The following is an 18,253-nucleotide window of genomic DNA, read 5'->3' as shown; positions in this document are numbered from 1 at the left end:
AAAAAACAGCTTTTGAATAATCAAAAGCCACTTCTGTCTTATTCTTCTTCCTTTTCCACAGCATCTTTATAATCTGGGTATAAGAATTTATTGTAAGGGAATCTCGTTATGTGAATTTGGCGAACCGCTTCGTAAACTACTTCTCTAAACTCCTCAAAGTTTTCTTTGTTTCTAGCCGAAATAAACAATGCATTGCTTTCTCCCACATTACTCATCCAAGTTTGTTTCCATTCATCAAGCGACCAGTGTTTTCTAGTTCTTTCCGTAATTAAATCATCCTCATCAATAGTAAGATATTTATAAGCATCGATTTTATTAAAAACCATAATAGTTGGTTTATCGTTGCTTTTAATTTCCTGCAAAGTCTTGTTTACAGACTCAATATGATCTTCAAAATCGGGATGCGAAATATCTACAACATGCAAAAGCAAATCGGCTTCTCGAACCTCATCTAGTGTACTTTTAAACGAATCAACCAATTGTGTTGGTAATTTTCTAATAAATCCAACCGTATCAGAAAGCAAGAATGGAAGGTTTTTAATTACTACTTTTCGAACCGTTGTATCTAAAGTGGCGAACAATTTATTCTCCACAAAAACATCGCTTTTTCCAATTGCGTTCATCAAAGTCGATTTTCCAACATTCGTATATCCAACCAGAGCCACACGAACCATTGCCCCGCGGTTACTACGCTGAATACTCATCTGTTTGTCAATCGTTTTTATTTTATCTTTCAACAGCGAAATTCTGTCACGTACAATACGTCTATCCGTTTCAATCTCTGTTTCTCCAGGTCCACGCATACCAATACCCCCTTTTTGTCGTTCAAGGTGTGTCCATAAACCAGAAAGTCTTGGCAGTAAATATTGGCATTGCGCCAATTCTACCTGAGTTCTTGCATAAGAAGTTTCGGCTCTTTGCGCAAAAATGTCCAGAATTAAGTTGGTTCTGTCTAGAATTTTGCAGTCAATAATTCTTGAAATGTTTTTTTGCTGTGATGGCGTTAATTCATCATCAAAAATTACGGTCGATATTTTGTTTTCTTTTACAAAAAGATTGATGTCGTCTATTTTCCCTGTCCCAACAAAAGTCTTCGGATTAGGGCGTTCCATTTTTTGCGAAAAGCGTTTAATAACTTCACCTCCAGCGGTAAAAGTCAGAAACTCCAATTCGTCTAAATATTCATTTAGTTTTTCTTCACTTTGATTTTGAGTAACAATTCCAACAATTACTGTTCTCTCAAAATTTATAACTTCTTTTTCTAGCATAGTCTTGAATAAGTTGCAAATTTAATCATTTGTAAGCTACAATCAATTATACAATTTCGTTTTTACTTTTATATCTAAACTTCATTAAAAATAAATTGCAAAAAAAAATGGAACCTGTCAAGATAAACTCAACAAAGCTCCACTTTTAAATTGAATGGTCTAAGTTTAAAACCTTTATTCGTAAATAAACGTTTTTTCCGTTTTTACAATTCCGTTTTCTTCAATTTGAGAACAAGAAATTGGATAATTTAATTTGTTGTATTTGTATTTTCTGCTCACCGCAACCAATGCTGTTGAGGATGGACTGAAATTCATTTCGTTATTATAAGAAATAGATTCAAACTCAAATTCATCTTCGTGATAAGAAATCATGGGCACGATTACTTTGTAGTTATCACCAAAAATACTTTGAACAATTAACTGGTCAACCGACTTTTTATCATCATAAGTATATGATTTAGAGATTTTATCTCCAACCAATCCTTTATGTCTCGACACGTTATCGTTTACATAAACATATTCTAGCTTTCCAATAATTGCCTTGTTTCTATCACGTGAAGTACGTCTTACAATAATTCCGTTTTCAACAAGATATTCAATATCGTCAACTAAATTCTGATGATTGGTGCTCTTTTTTGTAGTTACTTTTACCCTTGCACCTTCATATACAAATGAAACTGTTTTGGTAATGTAATTTGGGCCTTCCTGATATTTTTTTACAAATTTGGTAATATTGTTTTCAGGATTATAAGTATAGTTGATTACTTCTTTCCAGTCACTTCCAACCTTATCTTTTACGGTCTTATCTAGCAATCCGTTTTTGTTGTAATAAAAATGCTGTACAACATCTGAAGTCGTTATCGTTTGAAGTTTACCATCTTTAAAAACCATTGTTTTATTAACAATTTCGCCGTCTTTAGAATTCTGGTAATTTGTTTTTACAATGTTAATCTGCTTTAGTTTAACGTCGTCTTGACTGTGCATCAAGCAAGGAAACACCATCAGTAAGATGGCAATAAAGTAGGTTTTCATAATTGTTTTTGTATTGATTTGGGATGACCAAAATACAAAATTCAATTAGATTTTAACAATTTGAAAAACAAAAACTACAAACTTTTCAATAATACTTTAAAAATCAGCCTATTATTTTCATTTTTAGAAATTACCATTTTCTTTTTCTCCAAATATCTTAATATCATCTACCATAAAAGCACCATTTAATGTTTTATCTTTTCCAGATCCGATGTATTTAAAAGCAATATTTATGTTTCCAGAATAAGCAGAAAGATCGATTCCGCCAGAACTGATAAATTGCCTTGCAGGCGTAGAAAGTGTTGGCACTTTTGCTTCTAGTTTTGTCCATTTTGCTTTGGTTACGTTCGCTCCATCAAAATTGGTAGAGACATATACCTCAAGAGTATTTAAAGGCGAATCGATTTTCAAATCATGCTGTGCACTTCTAAACGAAAGAACAGCATTTTTATACTCTTTCAAATTTATTTTTGGCGAAACCAACCATGCTATATTCTCGGCTGCCGTTGTACTTGTAGTATTAAACTCTGCATAGCCATTTCCAGAATACACCATACTTTTCCACAATTTTGCTGCTTTTTCTACAATATTACTCCAGCCTGGGAGCGTAAAATTTACATTATTTTTAACCGATTGAAAATCTTCAGAAAAAAACGGAGTACTTCTTTTTCCATTCATTAGAATATCACTTTCATACCGAACCATAAACTGATAGTCTGAACCAAACTTGGTTAAAATTCCTCGAACTTTGCCGTTTCCTTCTGGCACAAAATGATCTGCAAATTTTGCATACGAACTTGTTCTAAAAATAACTTGATTTCCAGTTCTATCTCTCAAATACCAATTAGTCGAGCCTCCAACATTGTTAGATTCTTCAAAATAATGTCGGCCTAATGCTGCCTCGGTAAACTCAACGTCATTTAATTCAATCAAAGTATTTAGCTTAGAATCTAAAAGCGCTTCTTCTATAGAAAGTGATTTTACCAATTCATTTTCGTCTATATTCGTGCATGAAGCATTTAAAACGTTTTTGTATTCATTTTGAGAAATCCTTCCAATTGTCGGATCTCCAGCGTTGCTCACATACAAACTCCCGATTCTTAATCCGCCATAATACAAATCTGTAAATTGATTTTTAAGTTTTACAAACACTTTATTTCCTACACGATAATCAATGTAAGTATTTGTTGCATCAACAGGAACGCTAAAACCAATAGCCGATGCATTTTCGGTTTCTTTTGTCTGTAATGAAATTGTTTTAAAAAAATTGCCCCCTTCATCACTAGAAACAACATAGGCTTCTGTGATGTCATCGTACAAATATTGGATAGCTGTTGTTCCCGAAAGTTCATATACTTTATCTACAGTTTTGTTTACTGGCAGATTGGGCTGTGTACAAGACAATTGGGGAGTCTCCACTTCTTGACTGCAACTATATAATAATGATAGCGCTAAAAATATAATTAGTTTTTTCATGAGAAATAAGTTTTTCGTTTATAAACCGATTGTAAGATTTAGAAAATAAGTTCGGCCGTATCCATAATAATATCTTGATCCAAATGATGGTGTTCCGCTAGACATATCTTGATTTAATGCTCTAAAATTTGCGTTCCTTGCCTGTTCAAAACCACCCGTTTTGTACATTAAACCCAAAACATTATTGACGCTGGCAAAAAGACCAACATATTTCTTATGAATACGCCAAGATTTGCCTCCGCTAAAATTTAGCAATAGAATTGGCTCAAACTTTTCTTGTTTCAATAATTCATTTCCCCTTTCGGAAGTTGCTTCAGGAAACGGAAAACCATTGGTTGGATTGATATAAAATTGAGAAGTCCTAGATATTGGCGAAACATCAATATAGCTTTCCGTCAAATAATTAATGTTGCTGCCAATCCACCAAAATTTCGGATCACGATATTCCAATCCAAAAGAATAGGCTTGTTGCGGAGTTCCAGGCTGTTTGTAATTCTTTAAAAAAGCTGGTCCAAAATCAAAAGTGGTTTGCGTGCCTTCTTTTGCTCTATTGGCATCGTTAGTAATTGTCACATTTGGATTACTGCTGTATACATAATTTCCAAATGCGGCAGATAAAGTAGTTTTTAATGTTGGTGAAATCTGATACTCCAAACTTAATTCGGCACCTGTATTTTTCTTATCCAAATTTGTCAAAGTCTGACTGACAAATGCATTTGTTGGATCGTAACCAGAACCATTATCAAAAATTCCTTCGGCATAGAAATAAGACGTTTTTGAGGTGTTTTTAATCGCCGTATAATAAGCAGTTAAACGGAATTTGAGTTTTGCTGAACGGTATACATAATTGGCCTCAGCACTAGTTATATTTTCGCTTTCAATTTCGTCAACTATGTTATTATTTAAACGTGCATTCGAAAATGTGTTTCTGAGTGAAGGCGCTTTGGTAAAATGTGCTGCATTAAAAAACAGCAACTGCTTTCCTGAGATTTTATAAGTGAAACCGCCTTTGAAACCAAAATTTTCAAAATTTACTTTTTCACTTTTTCCTAAAGATGTCGAAGGATAAAGTCCATTTTGATATAATCCTTCTCTTTGATAATCGGACATTGAATACGATTGTGCCAAAAAGAATTCGGTTTTGTTATAATTAAATTTAAACTGCGCAAAAACATCTAAAGTACTAGCCAACAAATTATAATTATATCCGTAAACATCTCCTTTTCCTACTTTGCGATTTGGATACTGCAAATCAGATTGCGAAAGATTTCCTTTGTAAAAAGGGTCAATATCTTCGAAATATTCTCCGCCAAAAAGATCTAATAAATACTGAAAATTATGTGATTTTAATTTCTTAAAAGTAAATCCGCCATCAAAAGAAATATTAGGCGTAATTTGTGTATTTAGATTTGAATTTGCTGCAAAAGTGTGATCGTCTGTTCGGTCTTCATAAAGCACATAATGGCTTTGTGCAGGCTCATAACCATTTGAACCAAGTTTTTGATTGGCGAAATACATTTCATCCCAATCAATCTGTGAATTTGCCAAAAAAGCTATTTTGTTTTTTTCGGCATTTTCGTAATCGGGAGTAAACGCGCCCGAAAATTCGCCTTGATCTTTCGCGTAAAGCGAACTAAAATAACTTGGCATTTTTCTGTAATAAACAGGATCTGGACTGTCAGCATTTTGATAATCAATATTGCTGTTGCCTACTTTTCCAAACTGATACATTACAGCCGAATTCAGCTTGGTTTTATCATCAATTTTAAAATAATGATTCAGCATAAATAAAGGTTCTTCTACCTTTTTTACTCTAGCATTTCGTTTTTCTCCATTTTGAAATCCCCAATACGAATTGTATTTTTCGCCCATCAAATCGGTAACTTCGCTGGTATTGGCTGAATTTTTTCCGCGTGAATTGGGTGTATAAAATCCTGTGAAATTGATGGAATGCTTATTGTTTAATTTATTTTCTACACTCAGAAAAAAAGAATCTGCATCGAAGTTTGTACCTTCAAAATAACCTTCATCTGTCCAACGCTTTCCAGCCGAAATAGCAAAAGCCCATCCAGAGGCATTCATTCCAGAAGCATAAGTGCCAATTGCTCTCCATAAATAAGTAGTATTGCTTCCAGAAAAAGTAAGCGAGGCTCCTTTACGATACTGAGAAGCGCGGGTAAAAATCTGCTGTGTGCCTAGAATACCTCCAAAAGTATAATTGGAAGCCGCTGTTCCAACGGAAAATTCCTGATTTCGAAGCACATTGTTTAAACCTCCCCAATTGCCCCATTGCGGTCTGCCGTCGTAGATTTTATTCATCGGCATTCCGTTGAGCATTGTGACTGCGTTTTCGCTATCTAAACCACGAACACGAAATCGGGCTTGCCCCCAATTAAATGCCGATGCCTGCATAAAAGCATCTTTGGAAGATTGTAAAAGTCCAGAGGTCATTTCAGACGAACTGTTATCATCTGAAAAATCATTATCTGACAATGTAATCAATGCAGCCGGAACTTCATCTGAATATGTATCTTCTAATTGTAAAATTCCGAGATCTATATTTTGCCCCGAATTAGATTGTACTTTTAAAAGGAAATCTTTATATCCTTGACTTCTTAGTAAAAGCAATTGTTCTTTTTTAGGAAATATGTGCAGTTCAAATTTCCCTGTTTTTGATGTAAGCTGCATCACTGCAGTATTTTGTATTGTGACCACTACATTTTCTAGCGGATTTTGCGTTCGAGCATCGATAACAATTCCTGATACAATAATTTCTTTTTGCGAAAAAGCAAAATTAAAAAACGATACAATAAAGAAGAGTGCGTATTTTTTTACCATTAAAAATCCAATTTAACTTTGATAATTCTTCAAAAGATAAAATTGGTTTTTGGAAAAAGGGCGTTTAAAACTCAAGCTATTACTCGAATTCAAATATAAATAAAATATTTATATGTAAATAAATTCTTATAAATTTATTTGCATTTTATTAAATTCTAGTAAATTTAGATTATGATTAAGCTCTAATTTTAGAAACCATAAAAGCAATCAATACTCCAAAAATTCCGATAAAGGCGAAAGAAAATTGAAGCCCAAAACTTTGTGCAATATGTCCAATTACGGGAGGTCCCATTAAAAAACCTAAGAAGCTTACGCTCGAAACAATCGTTAAAGCTTCGCCCGCAGGCACGGTTGGGTTTTTCCCTGCAATACTATAAACAGTAGGAACTATGGTGGCAACACCCAGACCTACAAACATAAAGGCAATGGTACACGGAATTATATAAGGAAGAAAAACTGCTGTAAAAAGTCCTGCCGAAATCATGACGCCGCTAATCTGCATAACACGTTCGCGCCCAAATTTATTGATTAAACCATCCCCTAAAAATCTTCCGCTCGCCATCATAATCATAAAAGAAGTGTAGCCTAAAACGACCAACGGTCCAGGCGCTTTTACGATATCTTTAAAGTAGACACCGCTCCAGTCAAACATAACGCCTTCGCTCGCCATACTGCAAAATCCGATTACGCCAAGCCAAAGCAAAGCAGTATCTGGTTTTACAAATAGTTTTTTGCCTTCTTCTTTTGGTTTCTTTTTTTCTTTGGCTCTAATCAAAAAATTGAAATTAAGAGCGACCATCAATAAAACAATTCCGGCTACAATTATAAAATGATGCAACGGACTTAGTTTCAAAGCCAGCATTCCTAAACCTACCAACGCACCAGTAAATCCGGCAAAACTCCACATGCCATGAAAAGAAGACATGATTGTTTTTTTAAACAAAACTTCGGTATAAACGCCTTGTGTGTTTACGGCAATATTGGCAAGGTTTCCGAAAACTCCAAAAAGAAATAATCCTAATGATAATTGTAATGATGTTGTGGCCAAACCTAAATTGATTAAGCACAAAACATACATTATTAAAGAGAAAATAAGAATGCGATGACTACCAAATTTGGTTACCATCTTTCCCGAAAATGGCATTACAATCAGCTGTCCAACCGGAAGCGCAAACAAAATCGAGCCTAAGTCTCCTTCTGTTAAATGCAAAGCGGTTTTTATATCTGGAATTCGGCTCGCCCATGTGGCAAAACTCAAACCCATTCCGAAATAAAACATTCCAACAGCAAAACGAATGCGATTTAAATACGAAGCTTTTGCTTCTCTAAATACTTTCTTGATTTTTGCTTTGGTCTGAAAAAGCGCTAACGGATTAAAATTTAACAGCATATTGAAATTTGTATTGGAAAGTTGTCAAAAATACTAAAAACGCTCGTCAAAGTGTATAAAGCCTAATTTTATACACAATATACAACGTTATTGTTTATAAATTCGACAGATATCATTTGAAATCTTCTTAATAAAATTACAACTTTTTAAGATTTGAAACAAAAAAAGACGCACTACTGTGCGCCTCTACAATCGTATTTGATAAGACCTATATACTTATTACTTTCTGTTGTGCATTACTTGCAATTGCAGCTTCTATAACCTGCATTACTTTTATACCTTCATCTGCGGTAACTGGCTGTTTTTTATCATTTGCAATCGAATCATAAACGCCATCGAAGAAACTGAAATAATTGCCTTGAAGCGTTGGTATTTTTTCTCTCACAATTTTACCATCAATTTCGGTATGCAAAAGTCCTTGAAGGCTTTCGTCTTCTGTTCCCCAAGATTCTAAGTTTGGTTTTTTACCAACTTTTAAATCGTCTTCCTGAACATCGCCGCGTGGTTTTAAGAATGAGCCTTTTTTGCCGTGAATAACATATGCCGGATTTGCCTCTCTGACAAAAAAACCAGCTTTTAAACGAACTCTGAAATTGGAATAAAAAAGAGTCAGATCAATCCAGTCGTCTACAACTGAGTTTTCTCTGGTTACGCGAATATCGCCAAAAACAGCTTTCGGGCAGCCAAATAAACTTACCGCCTGATCAATAATATGCGGACCTAAATCTTTCAAAACTCCCGCTCCGTCATTGGCGGTTTCTTTATGTGCTTTTGGGCTTAAAAGCGGATTGTATCTGTCAAAATGAAATTCTGCTTCAACTAAATCTCCTAAAACGCCGTCATCGATTACTTTTTTAATGGTTTTAAAATCGCTATCCCATCTTCTATTCTGAAAAACGGCCAATTTTAAACCTTTCTCTTTTGCAATCGCTGCCAATTCTTTTGCTTCGGCTGCCGTTGTCGTAAATGCTTTTTCGACCACTGCATGTTTTCCTGCCAAAAGCACTTTTTTAGCATATTCGTAATGCGTTCCTACAGGCGTGTTTACAATTACCAAATCGACGTTATCGCTTAATAATTCATCTATCGAAGCGTAACTTTTTACGTATGGATAATCTTCTTGGATTAATTTTTTGTTTCTTTCCCAAGAACCTAATAGTTCAAATCCTTCATGAAGATCTAAAAATGGAGCGTGGAAAACTTTTCCCGACATTCCGTATGATAATAATGCTGTTTTAATTCTCTGCATCTGAGTCTGTTTTTTCCGCCACGAATTCACGAATTATAATTTTAAAATAAATTCGTGAATTTGTGGCTAATAAAATATTAAAGTTTAGCTCTTACGTATTGTTTTGGCCATTGAATATCGTCGTTTAATGTTGCGGCGAAATCCAAAGGCAGATTCGGGTTTCTCAGCGATTCTCTGGCGAATAAAATCAGATCGGCTTGATTTCTATTTAAGATTTCTTCTGCCTGATGTGCTTCTGTTATTAATCCGACTGCACCTGTTGCAATATTGGCTTCTTGTTTTACTTTTTCTGCAAAAGGAACCTGATATCCTGGCCCTAATGTGATTTTTTGATGCGAAACCAATCCACCTGACGAAACATCGATTAAATCTACTCCTTTTTCTTTTAATATTTTAGAAAGCTGAACAGATTCTTCTGGATTCCATCCGTTTTCTGCCCAATCAGTTGCCGAAATTCGAACCAATAATGGCAAATCTGAAGGCCATTCTGATTGTACGGCCTCGACAATTTGTAGAGTAAAACGAATTCTGTTTTCAAAACTTCCTCCATATTCGTCTGTTCTTACATTCGTTAAAGGAGATAAAAACTGGTGCAGTAAATAACCATGAGCAGCATGAATTTCCAAAACCTGATAACCTGCTTCTACCACTCGTTTTGTAGCTGTTTTGAAATCGGAAATTACTTTTTGAATTCCGTTTTGATCTAAAGCTTCAGGCAAAAATGGTTCGTTATCATGATACGGAATCGCACTTGGCGCAACGGTTTGCCATCCGCCTTGAGCGAAATCTAATTTTTTATTTCCCAACCAAGGCGCCGAAACACTTGCTTTTCGTCCAGCGTGTGCCAACTGAATTCCTGGAATCGAGTTTTGAGAAACAATAAATGCGTTGATTTGTTTTAGTTTTTCGATATGCTCATCTTTCCAAATCCCAAGATCAGAAGACGAAATTCTAGCTTCTGGAGAAACTGCCGTAGCTTCCTGAATAATTAATCCAGCGCCGCCCGTAGCACGGCTGCCCAAATGAACGAGATGCCAATCGTTTGCAAATCCGTCAATTGCAGAATACTGGCACATTGGCGAGATCGCAATTCTATTTTTTAAAGTGATTTTTTTTATGGTGAGAGGAGAAAATAATTTCGTAGCCATAGACTTGTAACTTTTAGTGATTTTTTACTACCAATTGAGAAAGGCAGTGTTTAAAAAGTAAAGTTACGGCATCTCACTAAAAAGAGAAATCGAAATGTTTATTAATTAACAAACATTTAAAATCTTAAACACTATCTTGCACTCTTAATATTAATTAGAAAACGCTACTTTTGTGCGTTAAATACGAATTAAAAACAACAAATGGATATAGTTATCAAACTCTCTCAATTTTTATTGAGTTTATCTTTACTTATTATTCTTCATGAATTAGGGCATTTTATCCCTGCAAAATTGTTTAAAACTAGAGTCGAAAAATTTTATTTGTTTTTTGATGTTAAATATTCACTTTTCAAAAAGAAAATCGGAGAAACAGTATACGGTATCGGATGGCTTCCGTTGGGTGGTTATGTGAAAATTTCTGGAATGATTGACGAAAGTATGGACAAAGAGCAAATGGCTCTTCCTCCTCAACCTTGGGAATTTCGTAGTAAACCAGCTTGGCAACGTTTAATTATTATGCTTGGCGGTGTTACCGTAAACTTTATCTTGGCTTTTATTATTTATATCGGAATGGCATTTGCTTACGGTGATACTTATATTGCTAATTCTGACCTGAAAGATGGTGTTGCAATTGAAAATCCTGTGATGCTTAAGGCTGGTTTTAAAACAGGAGACAAAATTATTTCTATTGACGGTAAAGCTGTAGAAAATTTTGACAGCGACATGAACATGAATGTGATCATGGCAAAACATGTCTTGATTGAAAGAAACGGGCAACAGCAAACTATTACAATGCCAACCGATTTTGTTGACCAGCTTTCTAAAACAGAAAAAGGAATGCTTATCGATATTCGTCGCCCTTTTGCTGTTGGAAAAGTTACAGAAGAATCTCCTAACAAAAATTTAAAAGCAAAAGATTTGATTCTTTCTCTTAACGGACAAAAGATTAAATATTTTGACGAAGCAAAAGCGGTTTTAGCTGCTAATAAAGGAAAAGAAATTTCTGCTGTTGTTTTGCGTGATTTAAAAGAAACACCTCTTACTGTGAAAGTTTCTCCAGAAGGAACTTTAGGCGTTTTTGCAGGTGGTTTAGATATGAAATCATTAGAAAAATTAGGGTACTATAAAATAAGCACCAAGGATTATGGTTTCTTCGAATCTATTCCGGTTGGTCTTGAAAAAGGAAAAGATCAATTAGTAGGATACGGAAAACAATTAAAAATGATTTTTAATCCTGAAACTAAAGCGTACAAACAAGTGGGTGGTTTTGCTGCGATTTACAATATTTTTCCAAGTTCTTGGAGCTGGGAAGTATTTTGGTCAATCACGGCTTTATTGTCGATTATGCTTGGAGTTATGAATTTATTGCCAATTCCGGCTCTTGATGGTGGACACGTAATGTTTTTATTGTATGAAATAATTAGCGGTAAAAAACCAAGCGATAAATTCCTAGAGAATGCGCAAATGGTTGGTTTTGTTTTACTTATTTCACTACTACTGTTTGCTAACGGTAACGACATTTACAAGGCGATTGTAGGCAAGTAAAAAAAAGTCAAAAAAAGAGTGAAAATGTTTTTGAGAAACTAAAAATAGTTTTATATTTGCACTCGCTAAAAAGAGCAACAACTTCCTCCTTAGCTCAGTTGGTTAGAGCATCTGACTGTTAATCAGAGGGTCCTTGGTTCGAGCCCAAGAGGGGGAGCAACTTTTTTTAGCAAACATATTTACCTTTAAGGTGATTCCTCCTTAGCTCAGTTGGTTAGAGCATCTGACTGTTAATCAGAGGGTCCTTGGTTCGAGCCCAAGAGGGGGAGCTTATTAAATACCACTTACAAATTGTAAGTGGTATTTTTTTTATCAGATATTATGAGTAACATTGTGTATATTCTACATTCCAAAAAACTTAACCGATATTATATTGGCTATACAAAAGATTTTGACTTAAGATTAGAATTTCACAAGAATGCACCTTCCAATAAATTTACAGCAAACGCAAATGACTGGACTTTATTCCTTAATTTCAGTTGCAGCAGTAAAACCCAAGCACTTTCAATAGAGAAACATATTAAAAAAATGAAGAGTAAAATATATATTGAAAACTTAATTAAATATCCAGAAATAATAGACAAACTTCTTTTAAAATATAAACCTAACTGTTAATCAGAGCCCCGAAAGCTTTCGGGGTTGGTTCGAGCCCAAGAGGGGGAGCTTATTAAATACCACTTACAAATTGTAAGTGGTATTTTTTTACATGTATTTAAACCATAAAATTTTAAATTCTATGTATAATACAGTATCTCAAATGCCTAATATTGGCGATACATTAGCCAATAAATTAATTGAAGCTGAAATTCACGATCCTTCTGAGCTAAGAGCTTTAGGGACCGAAAATGCTTTTATTAAAGTAAAAACAATTGATCCTACAGCCTGCATTAATATGCTCTATGCATTAGAAGGCGCAATTCAGAACATTCGCTGGCACAATTTGGATAAAAATAGGAAAGCAGAACTTAGAGAATTTGAAAAAAGGCTTAATAAATAAAAAAGACGCAAATTGCACTGCTCCAAAAATGTTTTTTACAGCAAGACTAAATGTAACATTACCTATAGATTTCATCTTTTAATAAATGAACTTGTATCACTTATATGATTCAAACCTCACAACTCGCATTATGAAAAACTGGAAAATTGCAGGAATTAGCAATAAAACACAATTGATTTGCTTTTGTATGAAGTTCTAAAGCCAGCTCTACTTTATCTGAATTCGCAATTATCACTTTTGGACTTAACCGAACTTCAATAAAACGACCACTTCCGTCTGCATTTACTTCTAATGTTGCTTCGGCATTATCTGAATATTCGAGAACTTCAATTTCGTTTTGAGAACAAACATATAAATAGGACATCATGTGGCAGGAAACCAGACTGCTCAACAATAAATCTTCTGGATTGTATAATGCTGGATCGCCTTTGAAAGCTTTTGCTGCTGAAATGTCTAAAATTGGTTTTCCTTCAATTTTTATTTGATGGGTTTTGCTGTAGAATCTTTTTGTTGATTTTACCTGATTTTGTTTTGAAGTCCAGTTTAATTGGGTTTTGAATAAGTGTTTGAAAGTCATTTTTCTTATTTTAATTTGCCTTATACTCTTATCTTTTTAATGAAAAATGTCCCGAAAAAATAACTTTATTATCAAAATTAGCTTTAAACCAATAATCATCCGATGGCATTTCTGTTCCGCCATAGAATCCATCCCAACCTAAATCATTTGCAGAAAGTTCTTTCAGCAATTTTCCATATCTATCAAATATCGAAATTTTTGAATTTGGGTATTTTTGAATAGTTGTTATCTGCCAAAGATCATTGTATCCATCATTATTTGGAGTGAAAAATTTAGGATAATCAATTACTGTAACTTCTTTACTATCTTTTCCGCAACCTTCTTTATCTCTTATATAAGAAATATAAGTTCCACCCTGAATATTAGAAAAATAATTGCTATCCTGATAATTAATGCCATCTATAGAATATTCCAAATTGCCTTCGAAAGACGGAATAATTTGAATAAAATTATCATCTGACAATTCTTTATATTTTACATCTTTTATTTTTGGTAAAACAGATCTTATTAGTTCAAATTCAAAATTGTTTTCGCAATAAATGTTATTTTCAATTTTCCCAACTACAAGCGTATATCTTCCTGCATTTACTAAATCTACCGAATAAGTATTTGAAACAATATTATTTCCTTCAAATTTCCAAATATACGTATCCAAATCACTTGCAACATTTACATGTAATGAAGGTTCTAAATTACATAGAAAGTATGTTTTTTCAATATTTACACTTGGCAGATTATTTACTATTAAGTCAAAATCTGTTTCCGAATAACAGAGTGTATTTATTTCGTTTTCAACTCTTACTTTTATGGTTTGTGATCCTGGCGTAGTATTTCGAAATAATATTGGTAAAGGACTTGTTAACTGATTTCCACTAGTATCAAAATACATTATTTTCAATCCCGTCTGATTTCCAATGATTTCTGCATCTATATTAGTCATATCAAAATCCCCAAAACCATTTCCTTCATCACATGTGTATTTATTTGCCGGCTTATTAATTTGTGGCTGTGAAGACGTTTTTAAAACTAATGCCGTTTCTGCATAACAATTAGTCAGAATATTTGTTACTCTGACGGTTATTGTTTCTTGATTCTTAATTGTATTAGTATAAGGATTAGCCAATCCGTTTAATAATTGATTTCCATTCTTGTCAAAATAAGAAACTTTCATTCCTTGTTGATTTCCTAAAACGGTAGATTCAACATTTGAAGTGTCAAAATATTCCGAAATCCCATCATTATTATCATCACATCCTATTAATTGCTGTAATGAATTTGCAACAGGAACCGGACTTACTATTAGTTTAAATGTCGATTCATTAGAGCAATTTGTATCACTATTAATAACTCTGACTTTAATTATTTCTTCTTTAGCTACCAGATTTGTAACGGTATTTAACGAACCTTGTATTTTTTGTCCGTTTTGATGATAAAATTCGACATTTAAATTTACTGCCGTCCCTGTAATGGTTGTTTTTAATGGCTGTAAATCAAATCGCGCAAAACCATTTCCATTATCGCAAACAAACAAATCATTAATGAGTGACAAATTTGGCAATGGATTTACAATTAAATCAAATGTCGTTTCAGAATAACAGCATAAATTATCTTCATGACTTACTCTAACTGTTATTGTTTCTCTCTCTTTAATGGTATTAGTAAACGGATTTGGCAATGAACTATATTTATTTCCTTTACCATCTATAAAAGTTACATCTTTATCGGTTTGTCCGCCTAAAACCTGTTGTGTAATTGTTGCAACATCAAAAGATTTTGAAATTCCAGTTCCATATATGTCTTCGCACGCATAAACATTATTTATACCATAAGCTTTTGGTGGTTCTTTAGCATCAATTATTTCACTTAATGTCTCAACACTTCCATCTTTTGCTGTAACTATAGCTGTTACAGTATATTTTCCATCTGCCGAAAAATCATGAAAAGGGGATAAATCTGTAGAAACATTATCTACTCCCGAAGCTGGATCTCCAAAATTCCAAACTATAGAAGCTACTCTTGATGGATCATCTACACTGAATTCTTTTAAAAATTCTGAACATATATTAGAAAAGTTCATTTCAAAATGATTAGAAACGTTTTTTACATTTCCTGTGACGTTAATATAAAAATTGGCATTTGGATATCCGAATGAGGCAACATTGACATATTTGTCTATGCTGGGATATGAACCGTCTTGAAGATTCTTGCATCCTCCTCTCTCCCATGAGATACCATTATCCTGAGCAGAACCAGCTATAAACGCTAACCCCCATGAATTAGGCACAAGTCCTTTATAGACTTCAACTAAAATTCTCTCGACACCTGCAGGAATAACTATTGGTGTTTTAAAGTCTACCTGTATAACTCGAGAATCTCTAGTACTACCTACGTAAGGAACACTTACTGTTTGACTACTTCCTATTAAATCTGCTGTTGAGAACGAAGCAGGAAAATTATTGTCTATTTTATAAATATTGAAGGTCACTTCTATACCCCAAGTTACACCATTAAGCCCAACTTGTCCAGAATTAATAACAAATTCTTCATTATTTGATATACCGAAATCTTTTAAAGTAAAGTCTCTGGCCCAAAATTGCCCACTTCCTGAACAAGAATGAATACCTGTTTCTATTACATCATCACATATATTATGCGATAATCTAGTTATTGATCCCGTGTTTTTTACATTAAAAGTATCACCTGTTAGAGTTATAAAAAAATTGGCATTTGGAACAGGAACTGGTAAATTTTTTGTAGAAATCATACCATATGGATTACCGCAACCAGAATATATTGATTCTCCTTTATCTAATTCTGTTCCTGCAATAAGAATTTCTGCAGAAGCAGTATCATAAATGTCTTTCATTTTTGATACTGTTACCAAAATTCTTTCAATCCCGGCAGGAACAATTATTGGTGCATCAAATTCTGCTTGAACAATTTGGGGTGTGCCAGTAACAATTGGGCTTTTTCCGAGAGTAGCGGTTCCTAGTACCTTTGTGTGATAGGGCGTATTTATAAATTCTGGATAATCTACATCAACACTATAAACTGTTACATACAATTCTGTCTTAATATTCGATTTAGCGATTCCTATTTGCCCTGATTTAATAATAAATTGTTCATTTGCTTTTATGCCAAAATCTGACATTTTAAATAATCTTGACCAACTCTCACTTTCATCACAACCAAACATATCAGTCTTAACAAGTGTCGTACCTATATTATTAGTCAATGTTATTTGCGCATTTGTGTATTGAAAAAACAGAAAAAATAAAAACGAAATCGCAGTACTAAATTTGTTTTTTTGATTTATAATTATTCTCATTTAAGTAATTTTTGGCCTCGCTTTTAAATTTTAGATCTGATAATTAAGCTCAAATATAAGAAGTAATGTAAATAAATTTAGTTGTAAGATAATCTTTAAACAAAAAACCTCGAAAGCAAATCACTTTCGAGGTTTTTAGAAATACTAACTAATTAACAGATTTTAAAATTATTTCTTTACAGAAAATTTAAAAGTCGTTTTCGTTTTATACTTTTCTCCCAGGTTTAAAACCGTTGTTGGGAAGTTTTTCTGATTTGGAGAATCTGGATAATGTTCTGTTTCCAGACATAATCCCGTTCTGTGTGCGTATGTTTTTCCGTCGCGGGTTGGTAAAGTTCCGTCAAGGAAATTTCCAGAATAAAACTGAATTCCAGGTTCGTCTGTTGTCATTTCCATAACTCTTCCGCTTGCTGCGTGGTATACTTTTGCAATAATTGTTTTTCCTTTTTCAGGATTGTTCAATACCCAACAGTGATCATAACCTTTTCCTCTCTCTAATTGTTCGTTTTTAGCATTGATGTCTTTTCCAATTAATTTTGGAGTTCTGAAGTCGAAAGGCGTGTTCGCAACATCTTCTAATTTTCCTGTTGGAATCAAAGTCGCATCAACTGGAACCAATTTATCTGCATTTAGAGTCAATTCGTGATCTAAGATTGTTTTTGTAAAATCTCCTGATAAATTGAAATAAGAATGTTGTGTCAAATTCACAACCGTTTTCTTATCTGTTGTCGCTTCATACAAAACTTCTAATTGATTATCGTTTGTCAAAGTATAAGTCACAAAAACTTGTAAATTTCCAGGATAACCTTCTTCCATATCTTTACTTAAATACGAAAGTTTTAAAACAGCAGAATCGCCAGATTTAACCTCATCAGCTTTCCAAACTACGTTAAAATAGCCTTGTGGCCCACCATGTAAGGCATTTGGAGCATTATTAATTGCTAACTGATATTCTTTTCCGTCAAGCGAAAATTTTCCTTTAGCGATTCTATTTCCGTATCTTCCGATCAAAGCTCCGAAGAACGGATTTTCTTTTTCGTATTGCGCCAAAGAATTAAAACCAATTACAACATTTTCTGAAACACCTTCTTTATTTGGCACTTTCAAATCGGTAATTCTTCCCCCAAAAGTGATGATATCTACTTCCATCCCGTTTTGGTTTTTCAGTTTATAACTCTCGACTTTTTCTCCTTTTGCCGTTGTTCCGTATTCCGATTTTGCAATCGTAACCGAAGCTTTTGCATCAGCAGTTTCTGTTTTTTCTGTATCGGCTTTTTTATCGCTTTTACATTGAACAAATATTATCGCCGAACCCAATAGGGATAAAATAAAGACACTACGTTTTAATACATTCATAATTGAATTTTTAAAGTTAAATGTTAGAAGTTATTCGTTAAAAGTAACA

General features: G+C 33.8%; 13 protein-coding genes and 2 tRNA genes. 5 read left to right on the top strand and 10 right to left on the bottom strand.

The genetic code is table 11. The features are described 5' to 3' along the window. Nucleotides 1–38: 38 nt before the first annotated feature. From hflX to EG814_RS02940, 7 genes are all read right to left on the bottom strand, one after another. The gene (gene hflX, locus EG814_RS02970) at nucleotides 39–1,268 is read right to left on the bottom strand and encodes a GTPase HflX (protein ID WP_125718731.1); all 1,230 of its coding nucleotides are present in this window, start codon (nucleotides 1,266–1,268) and stop codon (nucleotides 39–41) included. Nucleotides 1,269–1,442: 174 nt separating this feature from the next. Then, a complete protein-coding gene (locus tag EG814_RS02965) occupies nucleotides 1,443–2,300 on the bottom strand; it encodes a hypothetical protein (RefSeq protein WP_125718729.1) in 858 nt (285 codons plus the stop codon). A gap of 123 nt (nucleotides 2,301–2,423) precedes the next feature. Further along, nucleotides 2,424–3,776 (bottom strand): DUF5689 domain-containing protein, encoded by a 1,353-nt coding sequence (locus tag EG814_RS02960; protein WP_125718727.1) that lies wholly within the window; start codon nucleotides 3,774–3,776, stop codon nucleotides 2,424–2,426. An 18-nt stretch (nucleotides 3,777–3,794) separates the two neighbouring features. Next, nucleotides 3,795–6,614 carry a carboxypeptidase-like regulatory domain-containing protein gene (locus EG814_RS02955; protein ID WP_125718725.1) on the bottom strand — a complete coding sequence of 940 codons (2,820 nt, stop codon included), beginning with the start codon at nucleotides 6,612–6,614 and terminating at the stop codon, nucleotides 3,795–3,797. A 175-nt stretch (nucleotides 6,615–6,789) separates the two neighbouring features. Then, nucleotides 6,790–8,004: an MFS transporter gene (locus EG814_RS02950; RefSeq protein WP_125718723.1), complete on the bottom strand. Its 1,215-nt coding sequence runs from the start codon at nucleotides 8,002–8,004 to the stop codon at nucleotides 6,790–6,792. Nucleotides 8,005–8,212: 208 nt separating this feature from the next. Then, on the bottom strand, nucleotides 8,213–9,253 hold the full coding sequence (locus tag EG814_RS02945) for a Gfo/Idh/MocA family oxidoreductase (protein WP_125718721.1): 1,041 nt from the start codon (nucleotides 9,251–9,253) through the stop codon (nucleotides 8,213–8,215). A gap of 77 nt (nucleotides 9,254–9,330) precedes the next feature. After that, nucleotides 9,331–10,401, bottom strand: a complete 1,071-nt coding sequence (locus EG814_RS02940; RefSeq protein ID WP_125718719.1) for an NADH:flavin oxidoreductase/NADH oxidase — start codon at nucleotides 10,399–10,401, stop codon at nucleotides 9,331–9,333. A gap of 201 nt (nucleotides 10,402–10,602) precedes the next feature. On the opposite strand from EG814_RS02940, the gene rseP reads away from it, so the two are divergent. The 5 genes from rseP (at nucleotide 10,603) to EG814_RS02915 (ending at nucleotide 12,943) form a co-directional block, all read left to right on the top strand. Then, entirely contained in the window at nucleotides 10,603–11,946 is a 1,344-nt protein-coding gene (gene rseP / locus EG814_RS02935) for an RIP metalloprotease RseP (RefSeq protein ID WP_125718717.1), read from the top strand. An 83-nt stretch (nucleotides 11,947–12,029) separates the two neighbouring features. Then, nucleotides 12,030–12,103: transfer RNA gene (locus EG814_RS02930), tRNA-Asn, on the top strand. A 38-nt stretch (nucleotides 12,104–12,141) separates the two neighbouring features. After that, nucleotides 12,142–12,215 (top strand) — tRNA-Asn (locus EG814_RS02925). 52 nt (nucleotides 12,216–12,267) lie between these two features. After that, entirely contained in the window at nucleotides 12,268–12,561 is a 294-nt protein-coding gene (locus tag EG814_RS02920; RefSeq protein WP_125718715.1) for a GIY-YIG nuclease family protein, read from the top strand. Between the two features lie 121 nt (nucleotides 12,562–12,682). Continuing rightward, nucleotides 12,683–12,943 (top strand): TfoX/Sxy family protein, encoded by a 261-nt coding sequence (locus EG814_RS02915; protein ID WP_125718713.1) that lies wholly within the window; start codon nucleotides 12,683–12,685, stop codon nucleotides 12,941–12,943. A gap of 109 nt (nucleotides 12,944–13,052) precedes the next feature. On the opposite strand, the gene EG814_RS02910 is transcribed toward EG814_RS02915, so the two are convergent. The 3 genes from EG814_RS02910 to EG814_RS02900 form a co-directional block, all read right to left on the bottom strand. After that, nucleotides 13,053–13,520, bottom strand: coding sequence for an OsmC family protein (locus tag EG814_RS02910; RefSeq protein ID WP_125718711.1), 468 nt, complete (start codon nucleotides 13,518–13,520; stop codon nucleotides 13,053–13,055). 28 nt (nucleotides 13,521–13,548) lie between these two features. After that, nucleotides 13,549–16,848, bottom strand: a complete 3,300-nt coding sequence (locus tag EG814_RS02905) for a T9SS type B sorting domain-containing protein (protein WP_125718709.1) — start codon at nucleotides 16,846–16,848, stop codon at nucleotides 13,549–13,551. Nucleotides 16,849–17,016: 168 nt separating this feature from the next. Then, nucleotides 17,017–18,204, bottom strand: a complete 1,188-nt coding sequence (locus EG814_RS02900) for an aldose epimerase family protein (protein WP_125718707.1) — start codon at nucleotides 18,202–18,204, stop codon at nucleotides 17,017–17,019. Nucleotides 18,205–18,253: the final 49 nt, after the last annotated feature.

Source organism: Flavobacterium ustbae (assembly GCF_003946915.1).
GTDB lineage: Bacteria > Bacteroidota > Bacteroidia > Flavobacteriales > Flavobacteriaceae > Flavobacterium > Flavobacterium ustbae.
Note: the sequence above shows the minus strand (reverse complement) of the source record. Positions and strands in the feature narration are given on the sequence as shown.

Bases quoted from the DNA above. Each gene is read 5' to 3' on its own strand.
- hflX (WP_125718731.1), bottom strand. From the start codon at position 1,268: ATGCTAGAAAAAGAAGTTATAAATTTTGAGAGAACAGTAATTGTTGGA.
- EG814_RS02965 (WP_125718729.1), bottom strand. From the start codon at position 2,300: ATGAAAACCTACTTTATTGCCATCTTACTGATGGTGTTTCCTTGCTTG.
- EG814_RS02960 (WP_125718727.1), bottom strand. From the start codon at position 3,776: ATGAAAAAACTAATTATATTTTTAGCGCTATCATTATTATATAGTTGC.
- EG814_RS02955 (WP_125718725.1), bottom strand. From the start codon at position 6,614: ATGGTAAAAAAATACGCACTCTTCTTTATTGTATCGTTTTTTAATTTT.
- EG814_RS02950 (WP_125718723.1), bottom strand. From the start codon at position 8,004: ATGCTGTTAAATTTTAATCCGTTAGCGCTTTTTCAGACCAAAGCAAAA.
- EG814_RS02945 (WP_125718721.1), bottom strand. From the start codon at position 9,253: ATGCAGAGAATTAAAACAGCATTATTATCATACGGAATGTCGGGAAAA.
- EG814_RS02940 (WP_125718719.1), bottom strand. From the start codon at position 10,401: ATGGCTACGAAATTATTTTCTCCTCTCACCATAAAAAAAATCACTTTA.
- rseP (WP_125718717.1), top strand. From the start codon at position 10,603: ATGGATATAGTTATCAAACTCTCTCAATTTTTATTGAGTTTATCTTTA.
- EG814_RS02920 (WP_125718715.1), top strand. From the start codon at position 12,268: ATGAGTAACATTGTGTATATTCTACATTCCAAAAAACTTAACCGATAT.
- EG814_RS02915 (WP_125718713.1), top strand. From the start codon at position 12,683: ATGTATAATACAGTATCTCAAATGCCTAATATTGGCGATACATTAGCC.
- EG814_RS02910 (WP_125718711.1), bottom strand. From the start codon at position 13,520: ATGACTTTCAAACACTTATTCAAAACCCAATTAAACTGGACTTCAAAA.
- EG814_RS02905 (WP_125718709.1), bottom strand. From the start codon at position 16,848: ATGAGAATAATTATAAATCAAAAAAACAAATTTAGTACTGCGATTTCG.
- EG814_RS02900 (WP_125718707.1), bottom strand. From the start codon at position 18,204: ATGAATGTATTAAAACGTAGTGTCTTTATTTTATCCCTATTGGGTTCG.